We start from the raw sequence: 22,730 nt of genomic DNA, 5'->3' as shown, positions 1-22,730 counted from the left end.
CGTAATTGAGATACTTATATATTAACAATTTTTTTCTTCTAATTCCATATGTCTTATGTTGAGAAATAAATGATAAGGGGCTTAATAAAACTAAAAATGAATTATTGACATAATATTTCGACGATAATATAATAAATCTCGAATTCAAGATAACTTGTAAAGGATTGGTAATTATGAGTGTGATTAATGATGAGAGCTTATCTTTAAAGTTATTTGTTACATTATCAAGGGCAGCACAGGCAATTACTAAGCGTATTGAAGAGGATATAAAAAGTTATGGACTTAATCCAACTGAATTTGCAGTGCTTGAGCTACTATATAGTAAAGGCGATCAGCCTATACAAAAAATTGGAGTGAAAATATTACTTGCAAGTAGTAGTATCACGTATGTAGTGGATAAGTTGGAAAAGAAGAGGTTCTTAATACGAAAACCATGTCCAAAAGACCGCCGTGTCACGTATGCGTCAATTACTTCAGATGGTATTCAGTTAATGGATAGTATTTTTCCTCAGCATAAAGAGGCGATTCGGCATATATTTGGTGGTTTGAACTATATTGAGAAAAAAATGATAATCGAAAAGTTGAAAAAATTAGGGTATTATGCACTAGAATTATAAAATTTTAGAAATATATCTCGAATTAGTAATATCCTAATTAAATATAAATTAAATAAATAGGAGGAAAAATTAATAAGTGGTAGTAAATGTATTATAATACAAAATGAATAAATCGTATAATTTCAATTAGTACAGTAGGGAATAAAGTTGTTATATTAACGTATACATATCGTCCTTTTCATTATAAATCTTTCATAAAGCGGAGAGTGGGTATCAAGAATGGAATTACGTCATTTAGAGTATTTTATTCAAGTTTGTAATAATAATAGTTTTACTAAAGCTGCGGAAGTTCTAGGTGTTTCACAGCCGACTTTAAGTCAACAAATCCGTGTGTTAGAAGGTGAACTTGATACACCTTTGTTTCATCGAGTTGGAAGAGGTATCAAAATGACAGAAGCGGGTAAGCTGCTATTTGATAAAGGAAAATTTATCATGCAACAATTTGATGACGTTTATAATGAAATTTTTGAATTAAAGGGTGTAAAAAGAGGTGTAATTACTATAGGAGGTTTATTAGAGGATCTCACTTATTTAACACCTTATATTATGAAGTTTCAACAACATTATCCCAACATCGTAGTAAAGATTATAGAATCTGAAGTTGCTGTAAATCAAATCGTTGACAAAAATATTGATTTCGGGATTACACGTAGTGCTCAAATTCCAGACACATTAACAAACACCCTTTTGTATAGTGAAGAGCTCGTCCTTGTCATTCCAAAAAATCATCCTTTGAATGAAAAATCATTTGTTTCTTTTCGAGAATTAGTAGGGCTCAGTAGAATAATGGTTTCATGTAGTTGTCGTGAATCTATTAAAATATATTGTGAGAGTTTAGGGTTATCTTTATCTGAAGCAAATATAGAAACAAAATCTTCTATTTCTCTATTGAGCCTTGTATACAATGGACATGGGGTTGCCATAATACCTCGTTCACTGGTTAACTTTGTTAATAATGATACTTTGAGCATAGTTCGTATTACTGATCCAACACCAAGTCAAGATATTAATCTTATTCACTTTGATGATAAATTTTTAAGTTTTGCTGCACGCATCTTTATGCAGAAGTTAAATGATTCGCAAAAAGTATCAGTGTAATAGAAATAATAATGATTCTAGTGTGAAATTTGAAAAAATCTATAAGTCTTAAGATAAAGCAAATATTAAAGTCAAAGGGCAGTGGCTTTATATGTGTGGTGTGATTGATTTTTGACTTTTACTTAAGGGAAAGGGGTAGGCTTTGCAAGGAGAGAAGGATGTAAAAAACAAATCAAGTTTAAGCTATCAACTCTTTTGTCCTATTAAATAGTAATAGATTCCAATAGAGATATACAATGCTATTTCGAATCTACATATCCTTATTGCAGAAAGAAAACCACCGGCATTATACCGGTGGTTTTGATTTAGAAAGCAAAGCAAGTACAACCAATACCCCATTTAGTTCCATCTTTTCCTATTACGGTATGAGTGTGTTGATGGAGAGGGTTACTGCAACTATGTAACTTGTTATCATGGGCATCGTGAGAAAGTATAGTGTTGGCTAGGTTAGCACCGCCATAACCATAAACTCCCGTCGGTGACCAGTCAGGTGATGCTGGCGGCAATTCAGGTGATAAATTTTTAAATTCATCATTTCCATACACAACCTGTCCGCCCATAATTGTGAGTAATGATTCAAGGTTTTTGATTTCTTCTTCTGGCACAGTAAAGTAGTCAGCAGACAATACAGCAAGATCAGCAAACTGACCTACTGCAAGGGTTCCTTTTTTACCTTCATCACCAGAGAACCACGCACTTCCTTTTGAATATAATTCCAGGGCTACTTTTCTATCCAGTTTATTTTTTTCATCGTATATCGAAAGTCCACCAATGGTTTTTCCGGCAACCATCCAATAAAGAGCGACCCAAGGGTTATAGCTGGAAACTCTAGTTGCATCACTACCGGCGCCAACAGGTATACCAAGGTCTAACATACGATAAATCGGAGGAGTACGCTTTGCAGCTTCCTTTCCGTATAAATCAACAAAGTATTCACCTTGAAAAGCCATGCGGTCTTGGATGGCAATACCGCCATTTAAAGCCTTAACACGTTCCATGCTACGATCTGAGATTGTTTCTGCATGATCAAACCACCATCGTAGACCATTAAAAGGAATTTCACTGTTAACTTCCTCGAATACATTTAAGAAACGTGTGATTGACTCATCATAAGTTGCATGTAAACGGAAGGGCCAACGGTTTTCCACCAATAGAGAAATTACTTTCTTTAAGTCAGCTTCCATCATCGTAGCTAGTTCAGGCCGTGGCATTTGAAATTTTTCAAAATCGGCCGCTGAGAATACTAACATCTCTCCGGCACCATTCATTTTATACTTATCAGTTCCTTGACCTGGAGAAACAATTTTTGCCCATGAAGCAAAGTCTTCATATTCATGATTTGGATTCTGCGTAAATAGATTATAAGCAATACGCAAAGTTAATTGTTCCTTCTCGGCTAAATGTTCAACAACTTTGTAATCATCAGGATAATTTTGGAATCCACCACCTGCGTCAATAGCACTTGTAATACCTAATCTATTTAATTCGCGCATAAAATGGCGAGTTGAATTAATCTGGTCGTCAAAATTAAGTGCTGGTGCTTTACCCAAACTTGAATAAAGAATAGAAGCGTTAGGATTCGCAATTAAAAGGCCCGTTGGATTACCTCGTTTATCCCGCTCAATTAAGCAGCCTGGAGGGTCTGGTGTATCTTTTGTATATCCCAGTGCATGCAGCCCAGCACGATTTACAAGTGCTCTATCGTAAAGATGTAGCACAAATACAGGAGTGTCTTCAGAAACGGCATTAATTTCTTCCAAAGTTGGCAACCGTCTCTCTTTAAATTGAAATTCAGACCAACCTCCAACTACCCTTACCCACTGAGGAGCAGGTGTACGCCTTGCCTGTTCTTTGAGCATTTCTAGAGCAATAAAAAGTGATGGCACGCCTTCCCAACGTAATTCCATATTATAATGCAGACCACCACGAATAACGTGTATATGAGAGTCATTCAGGCCTGGAATAGCTCTCTTTCTTTTAAGGTCTATTTTCTTTGTTTTTTCCGTGGCACTATTAAGAAGCTCATCTCCACCTACTGCAGTGACTAAACCATCAGTTATGGCGATAGCAGATACCTCAGGCTGAGAAGGGTCAAGGGTAGTAATTTTTCCGTTATATAAGATCATATCCGGTAAATTCATGTTCACACCTCGTCTACTTTCTATTATTTTGTAACCATGGATGAAATAATTTACCGAAAATCGGCATGACTACCCATGATAGCAAGGACACTATACATACTGAAACAAAAAAGGCCGATATAATAGGATTCATATGTTTTATAATAGGTCCTATCACTTTAGGAACTAACATGCTAAGAGGCCATACACCCAAAAGGGTAACGATAGACATTTTCCATTTTGGCGGTGGAACTGGCGTTTTCGGAGTAACAAACCAATAAGCCAAACTACTTTCAGTTTTGTAACTCGGATTAGTAACTTGAAATTGTTCTGCCGTTTTTAACAAATCCCGGCGAATGTCTGATTCTTGCCAAGCACGTAGATGCTCATACGTATCAAAGCGAAAAATAACAGTATACTCTCTCGATTCGTTATTTGGGACTATTAGATTTACACCTAAATGCCCTGGGAATTTAGTAGCGGCAGCTTCGATTTCATGTCTCCATGTTTCAAACTGTTTTTCTTTACCTTGTTGAATTTCCCATGTAACAATCGTTGTTACTGGATCAGCAGCATCCATCGTGTTCCCTGTATAAGTCTCTTCGACAGCTACTCCTTCTTGTTTCATATTTTCCTGCTTGGAAGCGCGCCGTGCACCATAGTATATGCGTATTCTACTCCTTGACCATAAGCGCCAGTGTGCTCCTTTACAATTTCCATTACAGCATCATAAGTGTCTTTGTGTGCCCAGTCACGTTGGTATTCAAGTAAAACTTGAATTGCTGTCACTGGAATTGCACCAGCTTGTTCTACACGACGCATAGCAGCGTTATGTGCTGTCAGACTAGTACCACCTGAAGCATCATCAACTGCATACACTTCATAGCCAGCTTTCATTGCTTCAAGCACAGGGAATGCAAGGCAAACTTCAGTCCAAAGTGCTGCAAATATTAATTTCTTTCTACCTGTTGCTTTAACTGCTTCAACAAATTTTGGATCTTCCCAAGAGTTCATTGAACTGCGTTCTATAATTTCATGGTTTGGGAATATATCAAGAATTTGTGGCCAAAAATAACCAGAAAAGCTGCGTGTCTCAACTGTAGTAAGAATAGTAGGTACGTTAAAAGTTTTTGCTGATTTAGCAAGTAGCATAACGTTATTAATCAATGTTTGTCTATCAATACTTGCAACTCCAAAAGTCATTTGAGGTTGAAAATCAATCAAAATTAATGCACTGTTCTCCGGATTTAACAATTCTAAATTACTCATAATAAAACGCTCCTTTTTTAATTGTTTAAAATTGTAATCGTAAAAATAAAATTTTTGCTATACCTTTTAAATTAAAAGAGAGTGCTGATTTAATCAGCACTAAATGTATACTATCCATTTTTTTGAAAGTGATTTAAAGCTATTTCTTTGAAATACATTTATCCCGCATTAACGGGCAGTAAGACCCCCACCTCAAAATTCAGCGGAAGCAAAGAAGTTAGGTGGGGGATCAACTGCCTGTAAAAGCCCGATTGGTTCAACTAATAATCAGTGGGGGATGAACAAAACCCCCACTGATTAAAGTTTCACTTTATGCATTTTGTTTACTAAGATCTCGCTGAGCTCCCCTATAGCTTCCAATTATATTTTGATAGCCTGGAAGATTGCTAGCAAGCAAATTGCCAAAACCTTCGACATCGTTGCGCCAATCGCGTTGTAATTCGCAAGCTACGCTAAACCAGTTCATAAGTTGCACACCACTATGTGCCATACGAGTATTGGCAGCATCTGCAACTTGTTTACTGAAAGTTCCTGAAGCATCCGTAACAGCAAATACTTCATATCCAGCTTTTATAGCGGAAAGTGCCGGGAAAGCAACACAAACGTCCGTAACTACGCCTGCGATGATAAGTTGTTTTTTTCCAGTTTCTTCGATTACTTTTACAAAATCATCATTATCCCATGCGTTAATTTGTCCAGGTCGAGCTATTTTTGGTGCATGAGGAAAGAGATCAACCAATTCTTGCATTAAAGGTCCATTAGGCCCGTTTTCGAAACTTGTTGTTAAAATAACTGGTAAATCAAAAAACTTAGCAGTATGAGCAAGAGCTAAAACATTGTTCTTGAATTCATCAACACCATAGTCACGTACTAGTCCGGACATAAGACCAGTTTGATGATCTACTAAAAGCAAGACAGCATCATCTTTGTTAATACGAGAATAGAGATCAGTCATTATGTATTCCTCCTAAAAATTAAGTAATCGAAGAAAGTTTAAATAGTCGAATACTATCATAAGTTTCTTCGTTTATAACTAAGCTGACCAATAATATTGGTTATAGCAGCATTCACAGAACATGAAGTGCTATACAATTTTATAGTATTTGAAAACTGATTCGTTAATCAATTCTAAATTATCTATAATTCGTATAGGTCGTAACTATAGTTGTTTTCACTATAAAATAGATTGGTTTTACCTATACATCCTATAGATAGAACAATATTGATAGTCACCTATTTTTGTTATTACAATTGAATAGGAGTAATGTTCAGTAATTATTTTATGATGAAAAAGGTATTAGAGGGGGGATTGTTCCAAAAGGAGAAAATGAATTCTTTGGAATAATAGAGTTTCATACTTAGAGTTCACAACATAAACGTGCATGAATAGGTTATGACATTCATCCGGATTATTGAAGAAAAGGATACATATTAGAATATTTTTTGGAGGTAGAAGCATGGCTAAAATTACTGTAGGAACCGAAAATCAAGAACCAATTGAGATATATTATGAGGATTATGGCACAGGAAAACCAGTTGTACTAATTCATGGTTGGCCGTTAAGTGGGCGATCTTGGGAATACCAAGTTCCCGCTCTTGTTGAGGCTGGATACAGAGTTATAACATATGATCGTCGAGGATTTGGAAAATCATCTCAGCCGTGGGAAGGGTATGAATATGATACCTTTACTTCTGATTTACATCAACTATTAGAACATTTAGAGCTTCAAAATGTCACACTTGTTGGTTTTTCTATGGGTGGAGGCGAAGTAGCCCGGTATATTAGTACGTATGGAACAGATCGTATTGAAAAGGCTGTTTTTGCTGGAGCAGTACCTCCATATTTATACAAATCAGAGGATCATCCTGAAGGGGCATTAGATGATGCAACAATTGAAGCGTTCAAAAGTGGTGTGATTAATGACCGCCTTGCATTTCTTGATGAATTTACTAAGGGATTTTTCGCGGCTGGTAATCGAACAGATTTAGTTAGTGAGCCATTCCGTTTATATAATTGGGATATTGCAGCCAGTGCATCACCTAAAGGAACACTTGATTGTATTACCGCCTTTAGTAAGACAGATTTTAGAAAAGACTTGGAGAAGTTTAATATACCTACTCTTATTATTCACGGTGATTCTGATGCAACTGTACCCTATGAATATAGTGGGAAATTAACACATGAAGCAATTCCTAATTCTAAAGTAACGTTAATAAAGGGTGGTCCACATGGGCTAAATGCAACGCATGCCAAAGAATTTAATGAAGCACTCCTATCATTTTTAAAGGACTAATTACAACTATATAATTGTTAATTAATAAATTATAAACAAGTAAAAAATAAAGCTTTATAAAAGATGCTCTTGGATAAATCCAGGAGCATCTTTTTAATGGTGATATTGAGATGTTAGGTTGATAAATCTCCATTAATTTTGGATTGAATACTCTTCTTAACAGCTAAAATATATTGATTAGAGTTTTTTAGATTTCTTAGAAGTATTGTTATATTACTATCAAGATAATATTTTGAATAATCCTCAAAATAAAGAAATGTTTTGTCAGAAAACAATAAAATCTTATTAATTTTTATAATTAGTTGAATTTTTATAGAAATAATTCTCTTAATATATTAAAATAACATCGTATTATGTCAGATTTTAATTAGGGGAGAGAAATTTTATGTTGAAAAAAATTATTCCAGTTGCTTTAGCATTAAGTACAGTTACTTTTACTAGTGTATTTGCTATGCCTTCAGCCCAAGCAAGTACAGAATCAAACCGCTACATAGATGTACAAATGCTCGGTATTAACGATTTTCATGGGCAACTAGACACTGTAAAAAAAATTAACAATAAAGATGCAGGGGGAATTGAGTACTTAGGGGCTTATTTACGTGATCGTGAAAAACAAAATCCGAATACATTAAAGGTACATGCTGGAGATGTTGTTGGAGCAAGTACTCCTGTTTCAGCATTATTACAAGACGAACCTACGATTGAATTTCTAAATGATTTGAAATTCGATGTTGGAACGATAGGGAATCATGAATTTGATGAAGGTGTTGAAGAAATGAACCGCCTTATTTATGGTGGATACCATGAGAAAACAGGGAATTTTAAAGGAGCAAAATTCCCATATGTTGCTGCAAATTTCTATAATAAATCCACCGGTCGTTTATTTTTACCACCATTCACTATAAAAAAGGTACAAGGAGTTCCTGTTGGATTTATCGGAGTCGTAACAACGGATGTTCCTAACCTTGTTATGCCTACTATGCTAAAGAATGTAGAAATTACAGATGAAGTTGAAGCTATTAACAAATCCGTAAAGCAATTAAAAAAACTAGGCGTTAAATCTATCGTTGTTCTTGCACATAACGGAGGTATAACAGATGGGAACGGCGTAACAAATGGTGATATCGTCCGATTAGCAAATGAGACTGATCCAGAAGTCGATGTTATTTTTGGTGGCCATAGCCACACTTATGTAAATGGAACTGTTAATAATAAACTTGTCGTACAAGCAAATTCATATGGTATGGCTTTTGCTGATGTTGATGTAAAGATTGATCGTAAAACACAAGATATTGTTGAGAAAAAAGCAGAAATTGTTACAACTTATCATGAAGGCATAGAGCCTGATAAAAAAATAAAGAAGAAGATGGAGAAATATCAAGCAAAAATCGCACCTCTTGTTAATGAAGTTGTAGGTAAGTCTATTGCGCCACTAGATCGCAAACTCAATACGGCTGGTGAATCTACTCTTGGAAATTTAGTTGCTGATGCCCAGCGTGCAACAATGCAATCCCAAATTGCACTTATGAATCCTGGTGGTATTCGTAATGACTTAGATGCTGGTGATATTACATGGGGAGAGATATATGGTATTCAACCATTCGGAAATCAATTAATAAAAGTAAATTTAACAGGTCAAGACATTCGTGATATTTTAAATCAACAATGGCAAAAAGACATAACAAGAATGCTTCAAATTTCAGGAATCCAATACACTTGGGATGCGAACAAGCCCAATGGAGAAAAAGTAACAAGTATTCGCTTAACGAATGGAGAAGAAATTATTCCTTCTAAAACTTACAGCGTCGTTGCTAACGCATTTCTAGCTTCAGGGGGAGATGGATTTGTATCCTTTAAAAACGGTAAAGATGCTGAAACAGGACCAACTGATTTTGAAGCATTAGTAGATTATATAAAAAAATCAAAAGAACCAATTCAGTCTATTATTGATGGAAGAATTCAAAAGATAAATTAGGTTTTTATTAATCTCAAAAACAACTAGATTACCTGTGCGCTATACTCTTTAGTGTGCAGGTAATCTATTTTTTTTGATTTGAAATAGTCTAACTGTGGCCAATGGGTATACCGTCTAGATGCAGAGTGCCGAAAAAAATGAAGTGAACAAAAAATAACCCCTAAATTAACTCTATGATAAAGAGACTACAAACAATCAAAATTTGGAACTTCATATTAACCATATATTAACTACGTTAATAATACATACTGAAATTGAATACTTTAGATAACATCATTTATAACGGATATCTGCACATTATAATGTTATGCAATGAGGAATTTACAATACAATGAATTGAAGCTTATTTAGTTTTATATTTGTATAAGTGAATTAAGAATTTCTTAAGAACCTATTAAGAAATAAGTGAGTTTTAGGAACTAGAATAAATGTATCTTAACAGTAATAAGAAAATGAATGTTTTAAACGGAAGTTGGCAGAGTATGTCAAAAAGCTATAAGTAAATATTTCAGGAGGTTTTTTATGAAAAAGAAAATAATTATTGCAATTGTTGCTTCTGCTATAACAATGACTCATTTTGTAGGAAATACTTATGCAGATTCGAAAACAGAGGTTTCTGTTACAGCTCCCTATAATACAAATCAAATAGCGAAATGGTTAGAAGCACATGCAAAGCCTTTAAAAACAACTAATCCAACTGCATCTCTTAATGATTTGAAACCACTTAAGGATATGGTAGGTTCAGCTTCAATTGTAGGTTTAGGTGAAGCTACGCATGGGGCTCATGAAGTTTTTACGATGAAACACCGCATTGTTAAGTATTTAGTATCTGAAAAGGGCTTTACCAATCTAGTTTTAGAAGAGGGATGGGACAGGGCCTTGGAACTTGATCGATATGTTCTTACTGGTAAGGGAAACCCAAACCAACATCTAACACCTGTATTTAAGACGAAAGAAATGCTAGATTTACTTGATTGGATTCGGCAATATAATGCTAATCCAAAACATAAATCGAAAGTACGTGTCATCGGGATGGACATTCAATCAGTAAACGAAAATGTTTATAATAATATAATAGAATATATTAAAGCGAACAATTCAAAACTGTTGCCTAGAGTAGAAGAGAAGATAAAAGGGCTTATTCCTGTAACAAAGGATATGAATACTTTTGAAAGCCTTACGAAAGAAGAAAAAGAAAAGTATGTTTTAGATGCTAAACAAATTAGTGCTTTATTAGAGGAAAATAAAAGTCATTTAAATGGGAAATCTAAAGAGTTCGTATGGATAAAGCAAAATGCTCGTATTATTGAACAGTTTACTACAATGTTAGCGACACCTCCTGATAAACCAGCGGATTTTTATTTGAAACATGATATTGCATTGTATGAAAATGCGAAGTGGACTGAAGAACATTTAGGAAAAACCATTGTATGGGGACATAATGGACACGTTTCGAAAACAAATATGCTTTCTTTTATATACCCTAAAGTAGCAGGGCAGCATTTAGCAGAATATTACGGAAAACGGTACGTATCTATTGGAACGTCAGTTTATGAAGGACAATACAATGTGAAGAATAGCAATGGTGAATTTGGCCCCTATGGAACATTAAAATCGGATGATCCAAACAGTTATAACTACATTTTTGGACAGGTCAAAAAAGATCAATTTTTTATTGATTTACGTAAGGCGAACGGCGTGACAAAAACTTGGTTAAACGAACAACATCCAATTTTCGCTGGAATAACTACCGAAGGGCCTGATATACCAAAAACTGTTGATATATCATTAGGTAAAGCGTTTGATATACTTGTTCAAATTCAAAAAGTGAGTCCATCTCAAGTACATCAATAAATTTAGAATCATGTGCCGTAATGACAAATTTCATAGTGTGTCATATAACACAATGAAATTTGTTTTATATAACAAGAAGAATAATCGCATTAGAAAAAATCAGCAGTTTAACCTGTTAAGAGTAAAACGAATCTTACAATATGTAAAGCGCAAAAACACTGAAGCGAAAAGCATCGGTGTTTTTTGCGCTTTCGGGCACAGATGCTACTTCAATCCTATTGTAGAAGTGATTTTGTATGTAAGGAATTTGTAAGGAATAGGTAAGAAAAAAGAGATTTTCATTGTGTAGGATAAAAATATAAGGAGGCATGAAGGGGGGAACAAGTACGGCCTACATATAAAACAAATAATCAGTAACAAGAGTGTTTTAAGGAAAAGAAGTAATTTCTATGGTTAATATGTATGTGGAAAAAGAGTGATTTAGAGATTGTTAGAACACAATGGTGTTTGTGAAAATAATGATTAGTACGTTGATTGCAAATTCAGTGTTGACTTTTATCATTGGGAGAGTTGATAGCTGTGTGATTAGTATATGAGACAGCTATCAGCCATCAATACAATTTAAATAGAAAAGAGGAATTTTTTATGAAAACACGCAGTAAAATTACATGTGCAAGTCTAGCACTTTTAATAGGTGGAAGTTCCCTGTTATACATAACACCAACATCAGTTGTAAAAGCAGAATCTACGCAAAATGTATCTAGTTCGTTACAAACAAGTACGCAAAGCGATCGTACTTCCGTTAAGAAAGCAATGCGAGATGAACTGCAACTTGGATACCCGGGAATACTCGCTAAAATTTCTAAGGGGGGTAAAACTTGGAGTTATACAGCTGGGGTAGCGGATCTGAAAACTAAGAAACCAATGAAAGCAGATTTTCGCTTTCGCATTGGCAGTGTGACGAAAACGTTCATTGCAACAGTTCTACTTCAATTATCTGGAGAGAACCGTTTGAATCTAGACGACTCCATTGAAAAATGGTTACCTGGTGTTATTCAAGGAAATGGATATGATGGTAACCAGATTACGATCCGGCAAATATTGAATCATACAAGTGGTATTGCTGACTATATAAATTCAAAAGACTTTGATATTACGGATATAAAAAAATCGTATACGGCTGAAGAATTTGTAAAGATGGGGATTTCACTTCCCCCAGACTTTGCCCCAGGAAAGGGTTGGTCTTATTCAAATACAGGATATGTAATACTAGGAATCCTTATTGAAAAAGTAACAGGAAACAGCTATGCGGAAGAGGTTGAAAATCGGATTATTGAACCGCTTGATTTGTCAAATACATTTCTACCTGGTAATTCAAGCGTGATTCCAGGCACCAAGCATGCCCGTGGCTATTTGCAACTAGACGGAGCGAGTGAGCTAAAAGATGTTACTTATATTAACCCAGGTAGCTCGGATGGAGATGTGATTTCTACTGCTGACGACTTAAACAAATTCTTCTCTTGCTTACTAGGTGGCAAATTACTGAAGGAACAGCAGTTAAAACAAATGCTTACTACAGTTCCTACAAATAGAGAGGGAACCGGATATGGTCTTGGAATACTTGAAATTAAGCTTCCGAACGGTGTCTCGGTATGGGGACACAGGGGGGCCGTTCCAGGGTTTTCCACTTTTGCTGGTGGAACACTTGGAGGTAAACATACACTCGCTATCAATTCGAACAGTTTAAACCTTAATAACCCAGAAGTTTTTAAAAACATTTTACTTGCTGAATTTAGCAAGTAGGAAAAACGGATAAATTTTGTCATTTGTAATTTCTATCGGAATGGATTACCGCTTGAAAGAGTATAGAGGGATTAAGTATCTATAATTGTGTAGGAGCAGCATTTGCAAAATTAGAAATTGAACTAGATTCAACCATCAAAGATAATATTAGCGGGAAAAAATTGAGGGACATTAAGGATTTTGTGAAGAAGACTTCAAAAATGAACTGAAATCTAATAAACAACGTAAAAGCTAAAAGATTTTCACTGTGAGAACATCTCAAAATATTAAATTGATGGTAACTTTGTTGTAGCTCTTTAAACATACCTATATTAAAACCCAAATTTCTCAATTTAATGCTGAGAAATTTGGGTTTTTCTAAAGGAATCAATTTTTTAAAAAATTTTTAGAAATTTAAAGATAAAGTATTGTATACATGTAAGTATGATTAAAAATGCAAAGTTGTAAATGCTAAATTTAATTAAATACGCCTTACTCTCTTTAACATTGGCCTGAATGAATAGTTTATAGGAGATTACACTGGCTAAAGATGCGATAATTGTTCCAAGCCCTCCAATATTTACTCCTAGTAATAAAGCTTTCCAATCAGAAGTAAAGTTTGATAGAAGAATTGAAGTAGGAAAATTGCTAATCAATTGACTCAAAAATATGGAACTAAAGAAGACTGAAGTATCTCCTCTTAAATTAGCGCGAGCAAATGTCCCCAGTGCATCGGAATGGGAAATGTTTCCGATAAAAATAAAAAAACAGACAAAGGTTATTAGAAGAAAGTAATCGATCTTAAATAGTAAGTTTCTATCTAACGTAAATGCTGCTATCAGTGTGACTATTAGCGCAATGTAATAATTAATAACACCAAAAATAGATGCAATGATAGTAATAAGTATCAAAATCCAGACGGTAGCTTTTTTTCGATTTTTCACGGTAATAACAGGTAGTTCTATTTTCAAATCTGTTTTTTGAAGTTTTTGAGTAAATATAAATAACAAACTAATTCCAAGTACAGCTAAAAGCAGGATTGAACCTAAAAATGGGATGAGCTTAATTCCATAGTAAGAATATAGGTATAAATTTTGTGGGTTTCCCATAGGCATCAAGCTACTACCGATGTTTGCCGCAATTGTCTGCAGGATGATTGTATCCATCATGTTCATTTGTGTTTTTTTACTAATGACAAGTGTTATTGGTACAAAAGTGAGGAGAGCAACATCATTTGTTACAAACATGGAGCAAATAAAGCATAACAAAATTAGAATAATAGATATTGACCTGCTGTTATTGCATTTATTTAAAATCGCAACGGCAAGTTTGTCTAATATCTTTAGCTGTTCCAAGGCCTTAATGGCCACCATTAGATTAAATAAGCTAATTAACACTTCAAAGTTAATATATTCGATCTTTGGCGAATGTATTAAGCAGCTTACAATTGCTAGTATCAGTGAAATGGTAAGTACTAAATCCTTTTTTAAAAATTCGAATTTCATAAGGAGTCTTTTTTTATTTTGAACAAATACTATTTCTTTCACAATACACCACCTGTAATCTATGTTAGTAAATATACGTTTTTGGGATAACTCGATATTGCTAGAAAAGAGGATGACATAAGGTCCTAAATAAGAGTTTTGTAATGTTTCATCCCTTCAACAAAATCCTTTTTTCTTAGTGTCTTTCATGTTGTAAATATGTGCAATATAGACGAATCCAACTAGGGGGATTAATTGAGAAAACAAATGTTTTTTGTATGATACCATAAATAAATTAAATGTTTTATTTTTTAAATATTCTTATAATATCCCGTTGATTCTTGATTTCAAATACTTTATATGAACTTCTAAAAGAGAAAAAATATGCATGTTTTTATGAAGAAAATAGAGGCTTGTCAAAGGATAGATAGAACAAAATCTGCGACGTTTGGATACTGTATAAAATTCACAAAATCTCACTGTTTTTTTAGATGAAAAATCTTAAAATATTTTTTATTTTTATAAAAACCTGTACTTTTTCGTAACATTCTGTACTTTTAATTATAAATTAAAGACAAGCTTCTCTTAGTTAAAGATTGAAAGCGCTTTATAGATTTTTTGTGAAATTTTTACCTAGCCTATTTTTGAGATTAGTAGTAAGAAAGGAGATATTTCCATGTTCTTAAGAAAATTAACAAAAAACCAGTTAATCACTATAGATTATTATGATTTAAATGTAAATCACCGGTAAACGAAACAAACATAATAGTACAACAACATTAGTGGATAAGAATATTAGTTTTGCAGAAGGGGATAGAGCATCGTGTGTATAAATGGTAAGTTTTTAGAAAATTCAGTTTTGCGGTTGCGTGTTGCGATGTTTGTTTAAACAGGCCAATTCTATTAATATAGAAAATTTTTATCCTTGTTGTATTTGAATATGAATGAGGTATTTATGCCAAGGAATATAGGTGATTTTATATAGATTATGATAGATAAATTTTTGGTATGGAGTGATAATATGGAAAGATTTTTTGTAGAGTTAGTCGGATCAACAAATGATTTTTTATGGTCTAAATTGTTAATTATTATGCTTGTTATTTGCGGAATTTATTTTACATTTAAATTGAATTTTGTACAGTTTCGAATGTTAAAAGAGATGGTCCGTGTATTAATGGAGGGGAAAAGTGGTTCTAAAGATCAAATCTCTCCTTTTCAAGCGTTTTGTATTGGTATGGCAGCCCGCGTTGGAACAGGGAATATCACAGGAATTGCGATTGCAATTGCATTAGGTGGTCCTGGAGCTGTATTTTGGATGTGGATTATTTCTATTATTAGCTCGGCCTCCAGTTTTGTCGAAAGCACATTAGCACAGATATATAAAGTAAAAGATAAAACTGGTTTCCGCGGTGGTCCATCCTATTATATGGAAAAAGGGTTGAATAAACGTTGGATGGGAGTATTATTCTCTATTTTAATCACAATTACTTTTGGTCTTGTATTCAATTCAGTACAATCAAATACAGTTACAATTGCTTTTCAAAACTCATTTGGTACAGATCGTCTAACAGTTGGGATAATCATGGCTATTGCTTTCGCTGCGATTATTTTTGGTGGTGTACAACGTATTGCAAAAATGGCTGAATACAAGGTGGTATTTTTAGCAGTATTATACATTGGAGTTGCATTATTTGTTGTAGTTACCAACATATCAAAAATGCCGGAAGTTCTTTCTCTTATTGTTCAAAACGCATTTGGTTTTCAACAAATAGCAGGCGGTTCAATTGGTGCAGCACTTATGAATGGAGTTAAACGTGGTTTATTTTCAAATGAAGCTGGTATGGGAAGTGCACCAAACGTTGCCGCAACAGCAACAACAAGTCATCCGGTGAAACAAGGACTGATTCAAGCATTTGGTGTATTAACGGATACACTGATCATTTGTACTAGCACTGCCTTTATTATTTTGCTGTCTGATGCATATAAACAACCGGGGTTAAATGGTATTGCACTTACACAAGCAGCATTAAGTGAACACATAGGTCCTTGGGCATCGGGTTGTCTTGCTATCTTTGTTTTTTTATTTGGATTTGGTGCGTTAATTGGCAACTATTATTATGGTGAAACAAATATTCGCTTCTTACATACAAGTAAAGTGTGGTTAATGATATACAGAATAAGTGTGTTGGCTATGATTGTATTTGGTTCTGTTGCAAAGATTCAAATTGTATGGGATTTAGCGGACTTATTTATGGGCTTTATGGTTATTATTAATTTAATTGCTATTACCTTACTTTCAAAAGTAGCATTTGCGGCGTTACAAGATTATATAAACCAGAAAAAAGCTGGTAAAGATCCTATTTTTTATAAAGAAAACATTAAAGGGCTTGAAAATATTGAATGTTGGGATAGTTATGAGAAAACTTCAAAAAAGAAAAGTGTGTAATAAGAAGGATATTCAGACTGCAATATGTCTGAATATTTTTCTTGGTTCTAGTGCAAATATTATTGATTATAGTAAAGAAAAAATCATTCTATATAAAGTTAATAGTACGGGGGAATATGATTAAATGATAAAGGATTCTAGCGTTCAAGTTGAGGGTCAAGAAAAAGTTTGCTTAGATCAATGGGTAGCTCATTATCGAGCGTATGCAGCTAAGGGACGAAGCGCCAGTTATATTCCCGCTCTGGGGGAAATAAATGTATCGCAGTTAGGTATTTGTATAGTAAAGCCAGATGGAACAATGATAAAATCAGGAGATTGGGAGATACCTTTCACATTACAAAGTATATCAAAAGTAATCGGTTTTATAGCCGCTTGTTTAAGTCGCGGTATTTCTTATGTATTAGAACGAGTTGACGTAGAGCCAACTGGAGATGCCTTTAATTCAATTATTCGTTTAGAGATACATAAACCAGGAAAACCTTTTAATCCTATGATCAATGCTGGAGCGATTACGATAGCTTCACTTTTGCCAGGGACATCGGTGCAAGAAAAATTAGAATCTCTATACGTATTAATTGAAAAAATGATAGAGAAGCGTCCCGCTATTAATGAAATAGTATTTCAATCAGAATGGGAAACGGCTCATCGTAATAGAGCATTAGCATACTATTTAAAGGAGAATGGTTTTCTAGAATCAGATGTGGAGGAGACACTAGAGGTTTACCTAAAACAATGTTCCATTGAAATAAATACAGAAGATATTGCCTTAATAGGGCTTATACTAGCACATGATGGATATCATCCTATTCGCAAAGAACAAGTGCTCCCTAAAGAAGTAGCTAGGTTAACAAAAGCTTTAATGCTAACTTGTGGAATGTACAATGCTTCTGGAAAATTTGCTGCTTTCATTGGATTACCAGCTAAGAGTGGGGTATCCGGCGGAATTATGACACTTGTTCCCTCAAAATCTAGGAAGGATTTATCGTTCCAAGATGGATGTGGTATTGGTATTTACGGACCAGCCATTGATGAATATGGGAATAGTTTACCAGGAATTATGTTGTTAGAACATATTGCAAAAGAATGGGATTTAAGTATATTTTAAAAAGGAGCACAGATATTTTGGTGTTAGAGCGAGTCCAAAAGTGTTCAGACCTTATATTGTGTCTGAACATTTTTGAGTTATAAAGTATCTTTCTAAAGTAGAAGGGTGTAATGAATACTCACAATCTATAATGCTTTCGTTTATATCTTATTTATCAGTTTTTGAAAAAAATAGAGTAAGTATTGTATTAATGCAAATAGGTTTGTATACTGACTGTTAGGCGAAAGTGAGAAGTGATTATTTTGAATCTTAGTAATTTAGTAAAAAAAGACATCTATATTCTCGTTTTAATGATACTTACAGTACCCTTAGTAGGTGAAATAAAGTCATTTCCTTTAAATGAAACATTTAGAATGAGCTTTGGCGCACCAACATTTTTCTTTTTTTTGTTATTGTTTCGACGAATTCCAGCATTTTTACCGGGTTTTTTAACAGCGATAGTCGTGGTAGTATTTCGTATCTCAATGGATGTCATTATAAAGGGAAATATGGATTGGCTAGCCGCTTTTCATACTCACTATCCTAGTTTTTTCTTTTATTTTACTTATTCGTATCTCTTTCATTTAGCAAAAATCAAACGTTTTTATCATCAACCACTAATGATTGGTTTTATTGGTTGCATGATTGAAATACTGTCAGACTGTGTGGAATTAATGATTCAATATTTCGTATTAAAAACATCAATCACATCCGAGGCAATAAATGAGATTATTGTTATCGCATGTTCCCATAGTTTTATAGTTCTAAGCTTTTTCAATATGATGAAATTGTATGAAGCGCAATCAAGGGAGAGACACATAAAGAAACAAAATGAACACATGCTCATGCTTATCTCTAATTTATATGAAGATGCTGTTCATTTAAAAAAAACATTACAAGATGCTGAGAATATAACAAAAAAATCCTATGATTTATATAAAACCTTAGACTCTTTTGAGCACAAACAGATGGATTTTCAGTTTGGGGATTTAAGGCAACAGGCATTACAAATTGCTGGTGAGGTCCATGACGTTAAAAAGGATAACCAACGTATTTTTGCGGGACTTTCAAAACTAATTTCCGATGAAAGTTTTACAGATTATATGTCTGTACATGAACTAGTAAATATCATTATACGGGCAAATACGAAATATGCACGCTTGCTAGAGAAAGACATCCAATTTTTGTATAAAATTGATGGTGTGCATCCTCATTATCATATTTACACAATCTTATCTATTATAAATAATATCGTTACAAACGCTGTAGAAGCTATCCAAGGTATGGGAACCATCACAATTGACATTAATAAAGACCACCATTTTGTTGAATTTCAAATAGGCGATAATGGTCCTGGTATTTCTTCAAAATATAAAGATTCAATTTTTGAGCCTGGGTTTACTTCTAAATATGATGATTTAGGCAACCCATCGACAGGTATCGGATTATCGTATGTTAAAGAAATGGTCGAACAACTTGAAGGTGATGTTACGCTTGAGGACAGAACCGAAGGAAAAGGATCAATTTTTATAATTAGATTAGGGATTGATCATATAATTTCGAAAGGGTGATTCTATGTATTTTTATATAGTAGATGATGAAAAAGCGGTTCGCTCAATGTTGGCTCAAATTATCGAGGATGAAGATCTTGGGGAGGTTATAGGAGAAGCTGAGGATGGTTTATCTTTAGAGCAACAAATGCTAATCCTTAAAAATATAGACATTTTATTTATCGATTTGTTAATGCCGATTCAAGATGGAATAAAAACAATCCGTCAAATAAAACCTTCGTTTAAAGGGAAAATCATCATGGTCTCTCAAGTAGAATCAAAAGAATTAATTGCTGAAGCTTATTCGCTTGGTGTTGAATACTATATTATTAAGCCAATTAACCGGATTGAAGTATTAACAGTTGTTCGGAAAGTCATTGAACGAATTCGTTTGGAAAAATCGATAAAAAACATTCAAGAATCGCTTAATATGGTACTAAAATTGGATAGTAATTCAAGTGCACAAGAAAAATACCGTAATGAAAAACATTTAAATACTTTTAATCATTTTCAAAATTCCATTCATTTTCTTTTGTCTGAATTAGGAATAGCCAGTGAAAGTGGAAGTAAAGATTTAATGGATATGCTAGATTATTTATATAAATATGAACAAGATAACACGTTGGAACAAGGCTTTCCCTCACTAAAAGAGATTTTTATGAATTTGGCTCAAAAAAAACTTGGGGATTCAGCTGAAGATGCCGAATTAAAAAGGTTCATAGAAGCTTCCAAACAACGGATTCGGAGAGCAATTTATCAATCATTAAACCATTTAGCATCCCTTGGACTTACTGATTTTTTAAACCCGAAGTTCGAAAATTATGCTTCTAGATTTTTTGATTTTACTACCGTAAGGAGAAAGATGACAGAATTGAATAATGAACCAACATTACCTGCTCGTATTGATACGAAAAAATTTATTCAAGTTCTTTATTTTGAAGCAAAACGAATACACCTGGAATTAAGATGATAAATGCTTGCTAAGTATTATTTTCAATTGATAGATTGATAATAGTTTTTCTTTTTATTCTCCTTTATTTCATATTAGTTTTAAAATCAGAAAATTCCGTATCGATTTGGTAGAAGTGTATGAACTTAGAACAAAAGAATATGTATTTTTTACACATTAATATTCATTTAAAAACGAGTATTTCCAAAATAAAATATAACTACATAGTAAGTTGAATTTAAAAAAAAGATGCTATCTTCTAGCATCTTTTTTTCTTTAAGAGGAAATATCATTAATACTTATATTATTTGAAATTCAAATGCAGGCATATAAATAAGGGAAAAGGAGATAATATTTAACAAATTATAATTGGAAATGGTATTTTAGGTCAGAAATGTTTTTATACTAACTAGGTTATTGGTGCTAAATAAGCATAATGTCTCGCTTTTCTGCTCTTTAATCTTATCGTTATTTTTTATTAAGTACATATCGTTTTTTAGAAATCTCAATCCTAGCAGAGTATATAAATTGGGTGATAAAAATGTGGAACATAATTACTTCTTATCTTCCAGATTGGAAAGTCTTTGTACAAGCTTTTATCTTGTTTTTAATTCCGTATACTATCTCAAGATTTTTTCATTGGGTTCGTATGTCAGAGAAAGAGTGGGAAGAATGAGTTGGTGGAAGTCAAGAGACAAACAAGTGAAAAAAAATAATATTCAAAGTAAAACGAAACAAGAGCATAAACCATCTCAAAATGCAAACGTTCATTTCACAAATGATTTTGCCTCTAACTTAGAACTTATAAAGCAACAAATCGGACATAATTCTGATGTTCGCTTTCGGAAGTTTAATATTGGACGCACAGATATTCAAGCTGGGATCGTTTTTGTTGATGGTCTATCAGATAAAGAGATAATTGACAAACATATTATGAAATTACTAATGGATGATTTTTCTGATGAATATAAAAATGAATCTTCTTATGTGGAGGGGACTGTTTCAAAAGAATATATTAAAAATAAAGTTCTTACAATTAGTGAAGTAGCAGAAGTCCATTACATAAAAGATTTAATACCCAAAGTATTGATAGGTTCAACAGCTCTTTTAATTGATGGTTTAGCAGATGTGTTTATTCTTGGTACAACAAAAGCAAATAAACGAAATATTGAAGAACCAGTATCGGAGGCATTAGTCAGAGGGCCACGGGTCGGTTTTACTGAAGTATTAAGTGATAATACCTCACTTTTGCGACGACACTGTGCGGATGAGAACTTATCATTAGTAAAGCTACCAGTAGGAGAACGTGCAAAGAAAGAGTTAGTTGTCGCATTTATTAAAGATCTTGCTAGTACAGAATTGGTGGATGAAATAAAAAATAGAATTCAGAAAATTGACATAGACAGTGTACTCGAATCTGGTTATATAGAGCAACTTATTGAAGATAATTATCTCAGTCCTTTTCCGCAGATTCAAAATACAGAACGACCTGATCGTGTTATTAGTGCTTTAATGGAAGGTCGAGTAGCTATTTTGTTAGATGGAACACCATTTGTTTTAATTGCTCCAGTTACATTTAGTATGCTGCTGCAATCACCAGAAGATTATTATGAAAGGTGGCTTCCTGGTACGCTTCTCCGTTTATTACGCTTCATGACAGCTTTTGTTTCATTATTTGCTCCAGCACTGTATATTTCTTTTATTTCATTTCATCCAGGATTAATTCCCACTAAGCTCGCTATTTCTATTATCGGATCGCGAGAAGGAGTTCCTTTTCCCGCTTTAATAGAAGCGTTAATTATGGAAGTAGCTATCGAAGTTTTGCGAGAAGCAGGTTTACGTCTGCCTAAACCGATTGGGCCTGCAATGGGAATTGTGGGTGGTTTAATAATTGGTCAGGCTGCCGTAGAAGCAGGAATTGTTAGTCCAATAATGGTTATCGTTGTTGCGGTAACAGCTATTTCTTCTTTTACTATTCCTCAATATAGTGTGGGAATTACGTTACGCATTCTTCGTTTTATAGCTATGTTTTGTGCTGCGATATTTGGCTTGTATGGAGTTATTCTCTTCTTTCTTTTACTTTGCAGTCATTTAGTGAAATTGAAAAGTTTTGGCGTTCCTTATACCAGCCCTGCTGTTCCATATCGATTCAGTGACTGGAAAGATTTTATAGTTCGCATGCCATTAAAAATAATGAGACGTAGACCAAAAATAATGCATACCAAAAAAAATATCCGAAAAAGGTAGCTGATGACGAAAGGAAGTGGC

The 22,730-nt window shown here is 33.8% G+C and carries 16 protein-coding genes and 1 pseudogene; 12 read left to right on the top strand and 5 right to left on the bottom strand.

What is annotated here, in order from left to right; genetic code table 11:
* Positions 1-173: 173 nt before the first annotated feature.
* On the top strand, positions 174-617 hold the full coding sequence (locus NST27_RS15205; protein ID WP_000111432.1) for a MarR family winged helix-turn-helix transcriptional regulator: 444 nt from the start codon (positions 174-176) through the stop codon (positions 615-617).
* Positions 618-836: 219 nt separating this feature from the next.
* Positions 837-1,715 carry a LysR family transcriptional regulator gene (locus NST27_RS15200; RefSeq protein WP_000423213.1) on the top strand — a complete coding sequence of 293 codons (879 nt, stop codon included), beginning with the start codon at positions 837-839 and terminating at the stop codon, positions 1,713-1,715.
* Positions 1,716-2,020: 305 nt separating this feature from the next.
* On the opposite strand, the gene NST27_RS15195 is transcribed toward NST27_RS15200, so the two are convergent.
* The 4 genes from NST27_RS15195 to ycaC form a co-directional block, all read right to left on the bottom strand.
* Positions 2,021-3,856: an amidohydrolase gene (locus NST27_RS15195; RefSeq protein WP_001052852.1), complete on the bottom strand. Its 1,836-nt coding sequence runs from the start codon at positions 3,854-3,856 to the stop codon at positions 2,021-2,023.
* A gap of 13 nt (positions 3,857-3,869) precedes the next feature.
* Positions 3,870-4,463, bottom strand: coding sequence for an antibiotic biosynthesis monooxygenase (locus tag NST27_RS15190; protein WP_000806850.1), 594 nt, complete (start codon positions 4,461-4,463; stop codon positions 3,870-3,872).
* A complete protein-coding gene (locus NST27_RS15185; RefSeq protein WP_000067163.1) occupies positions 4,460-5,104 on the bottom strand; it encodes a hydrolase in 645 nt (214 codons plus the stop codon). Before NST27_RS15185 ends, NST27_RS15190 begins: the two co-directional genes overlap by 4 nt.
* Positions 5,105-5,414: 310 nt before the next feature.
* Complete coding sequence (gene ycaC, locus NST27_RS15180) at positions 5,415-6,059, bottom strand: isochorismate family cysteine hydrolase YcaC (RefSeq protein ID WP_061661782.1); 645 nt, start codon at positions 6,057-6,059, stop codon at positions 5,415-5,417.
* Between the two features lie 502 nt (positions 6,060-6,561).
* Between ycaC and NST27_RS15175 the strand changes: the two genes are divergently transcribed.
* The 5 genes and pseudogenes from NST27_RS15175 to NST27_RS15155 form a co-directional block, all read left to right on the top strand.
* A complete protein-coding gene (locus tag NST27_RS15175; RefSeq protein ID WP_001074330.1) occupies positions 6,562-7,398 on the top strand; it encodes a bromoperoxidase in 837 nt (278 codons plus the stop codon).
* A 385-nt stretch (positions 7,399-7,783) separates the two neighbouring features.
* On the top strand, positions 7,784-9,373 hold the full coding sequence (locus NST27_RS15170; RefSeq protein WP_000913789.1) for a bifunctional metallophosphatase/5'-nucleotidase: 1,590 nt from the start codon (positions 7,784-7,786) through the stop codon (positions 9,371-9,373).
* 522 nt (positions 9,374-9,895) lie between these two features.
* The gene (locus NST27_RS15165) at positions 9,896-11,227 is read left to right on the top strand and encodes an erythromycin esterase family protein (protein WP_000726831.1); all 1,332 of its coding nucleotides are present in this window, start codon (positions 9,896-9,898) and stop codon (positions 11,225-11,227) included.
* Positions 11,228-11,812: 585 nt separating this feature from the next.
* Positions 11,813-12,970, top strand: coding sequence for a serine hydrolase domain-containing protein (locus NST27_RS15160; protein ID WP_000857810.1), 1,158 nt, complete (start codon positions 11,813-11,815; stop codon positions 12,968-12,970).
* A 110-nt stretch (positions 12,971-13,080) separates the two neighbouring features.
* A pseudogene (locus NST27_RS15155) lies at positions 13,081-13,179 on the top strand (cytochrome P450); the annotation flags it as partial.
* 165 nt (positions 13,180-13,344) lie between these two features.
* Here the strand turns inward: NST27_RS15155 and NST27_RS15150 are convergent.
* A complete protein-coding gene (locus NST27_RS15150; RefSeq protein WP_000659286.1) occupies positions 13,345-14,496 on the bottom strand; it encodes an anion transporter in 1,152 nt (383 codons plus the stop codon).
* Positions 14,497-15,454: 958 nt separating this feature from the next.
* Between NST27_RS15150 and NST27_RS15145 the strand changes: the two genes are divergently transcribed.
* The 5 genes from NST27_RS15145 (at position 15,455) to NST27_RS15125 (ending at position 22,709) form a co-directional block, all read left to right on the top strand.
* A complete protein-coding gene (locus NST27_RS15145; protein WP_000439290.1) occupies positions 15,455-16,879 on the top strand; it encodes an alanine/glycine:cation symporter family protein in 1,425 nt (474 codons plus the stop codon).
* Positions 16,880-17,003: 124 nt separating this feature from the next.
* Positions 17,004-17,984 (top strand): glutaminase GlsA, encoded by a 981-nt coding sequence (gene glsA / locus NST27_RS15140; RefSeq protein WP_000588648.1) that lies wholly within the window; start codon positions 17,004-17,006, stop codon positions 17,982-17,984.
* A 233-nt stretch (positions 17,985-18,217) separates the two neighbouring features.
* Positions 18,218-19,534 (top strand): sensor histidine kinase, encoded by a 1,317-nt coding sequence (locus tag NST27_RS15135; protein ID WP_000584792.1) that lies wholly within the window; start codon positions 18,218-18,220, stop codon positions 19,532-19,534.
* Positions 19,535-19,538: 4 nt separating this feature from the next.
* Complete coding sequence (locus NST27_RS15130; protein WP_000274074.1) at positions 19,539-20,483, top strand: response regulator; 945 nt, start codon at positions 19,539-19,541, stop codon at positions 20,481-20,483.
* A gap of 651 nt (positions 20,484-21,134) precedes the next feature.
* A complete protein-coding gene (locus tag NST27_RS15125) occupies positions 21,135-22,709 on the top strand; it encodes a spore germination protein (RefSeq protein ID WP_000119227.1) in 1,575 nt (524 codons plus the stop codon).
* The last annotated feature ends 21 nt before the right edge of the window (positions 22,710-22,730 follow it).

Source organism: Bacillus sp. FSL W8-0770 (genome assembly GCF_038008705.1).
In the GTDB taxonomy this organism is placed as follows: Bacteria; Bacillota; Bacilli; order Bacillales; family Bacillaceae_G; genus Bacillus_A; species Bacillus_A cereus.
This window is presented reverse-complemented; position numbering and strand designations above follow the sequence as displayed.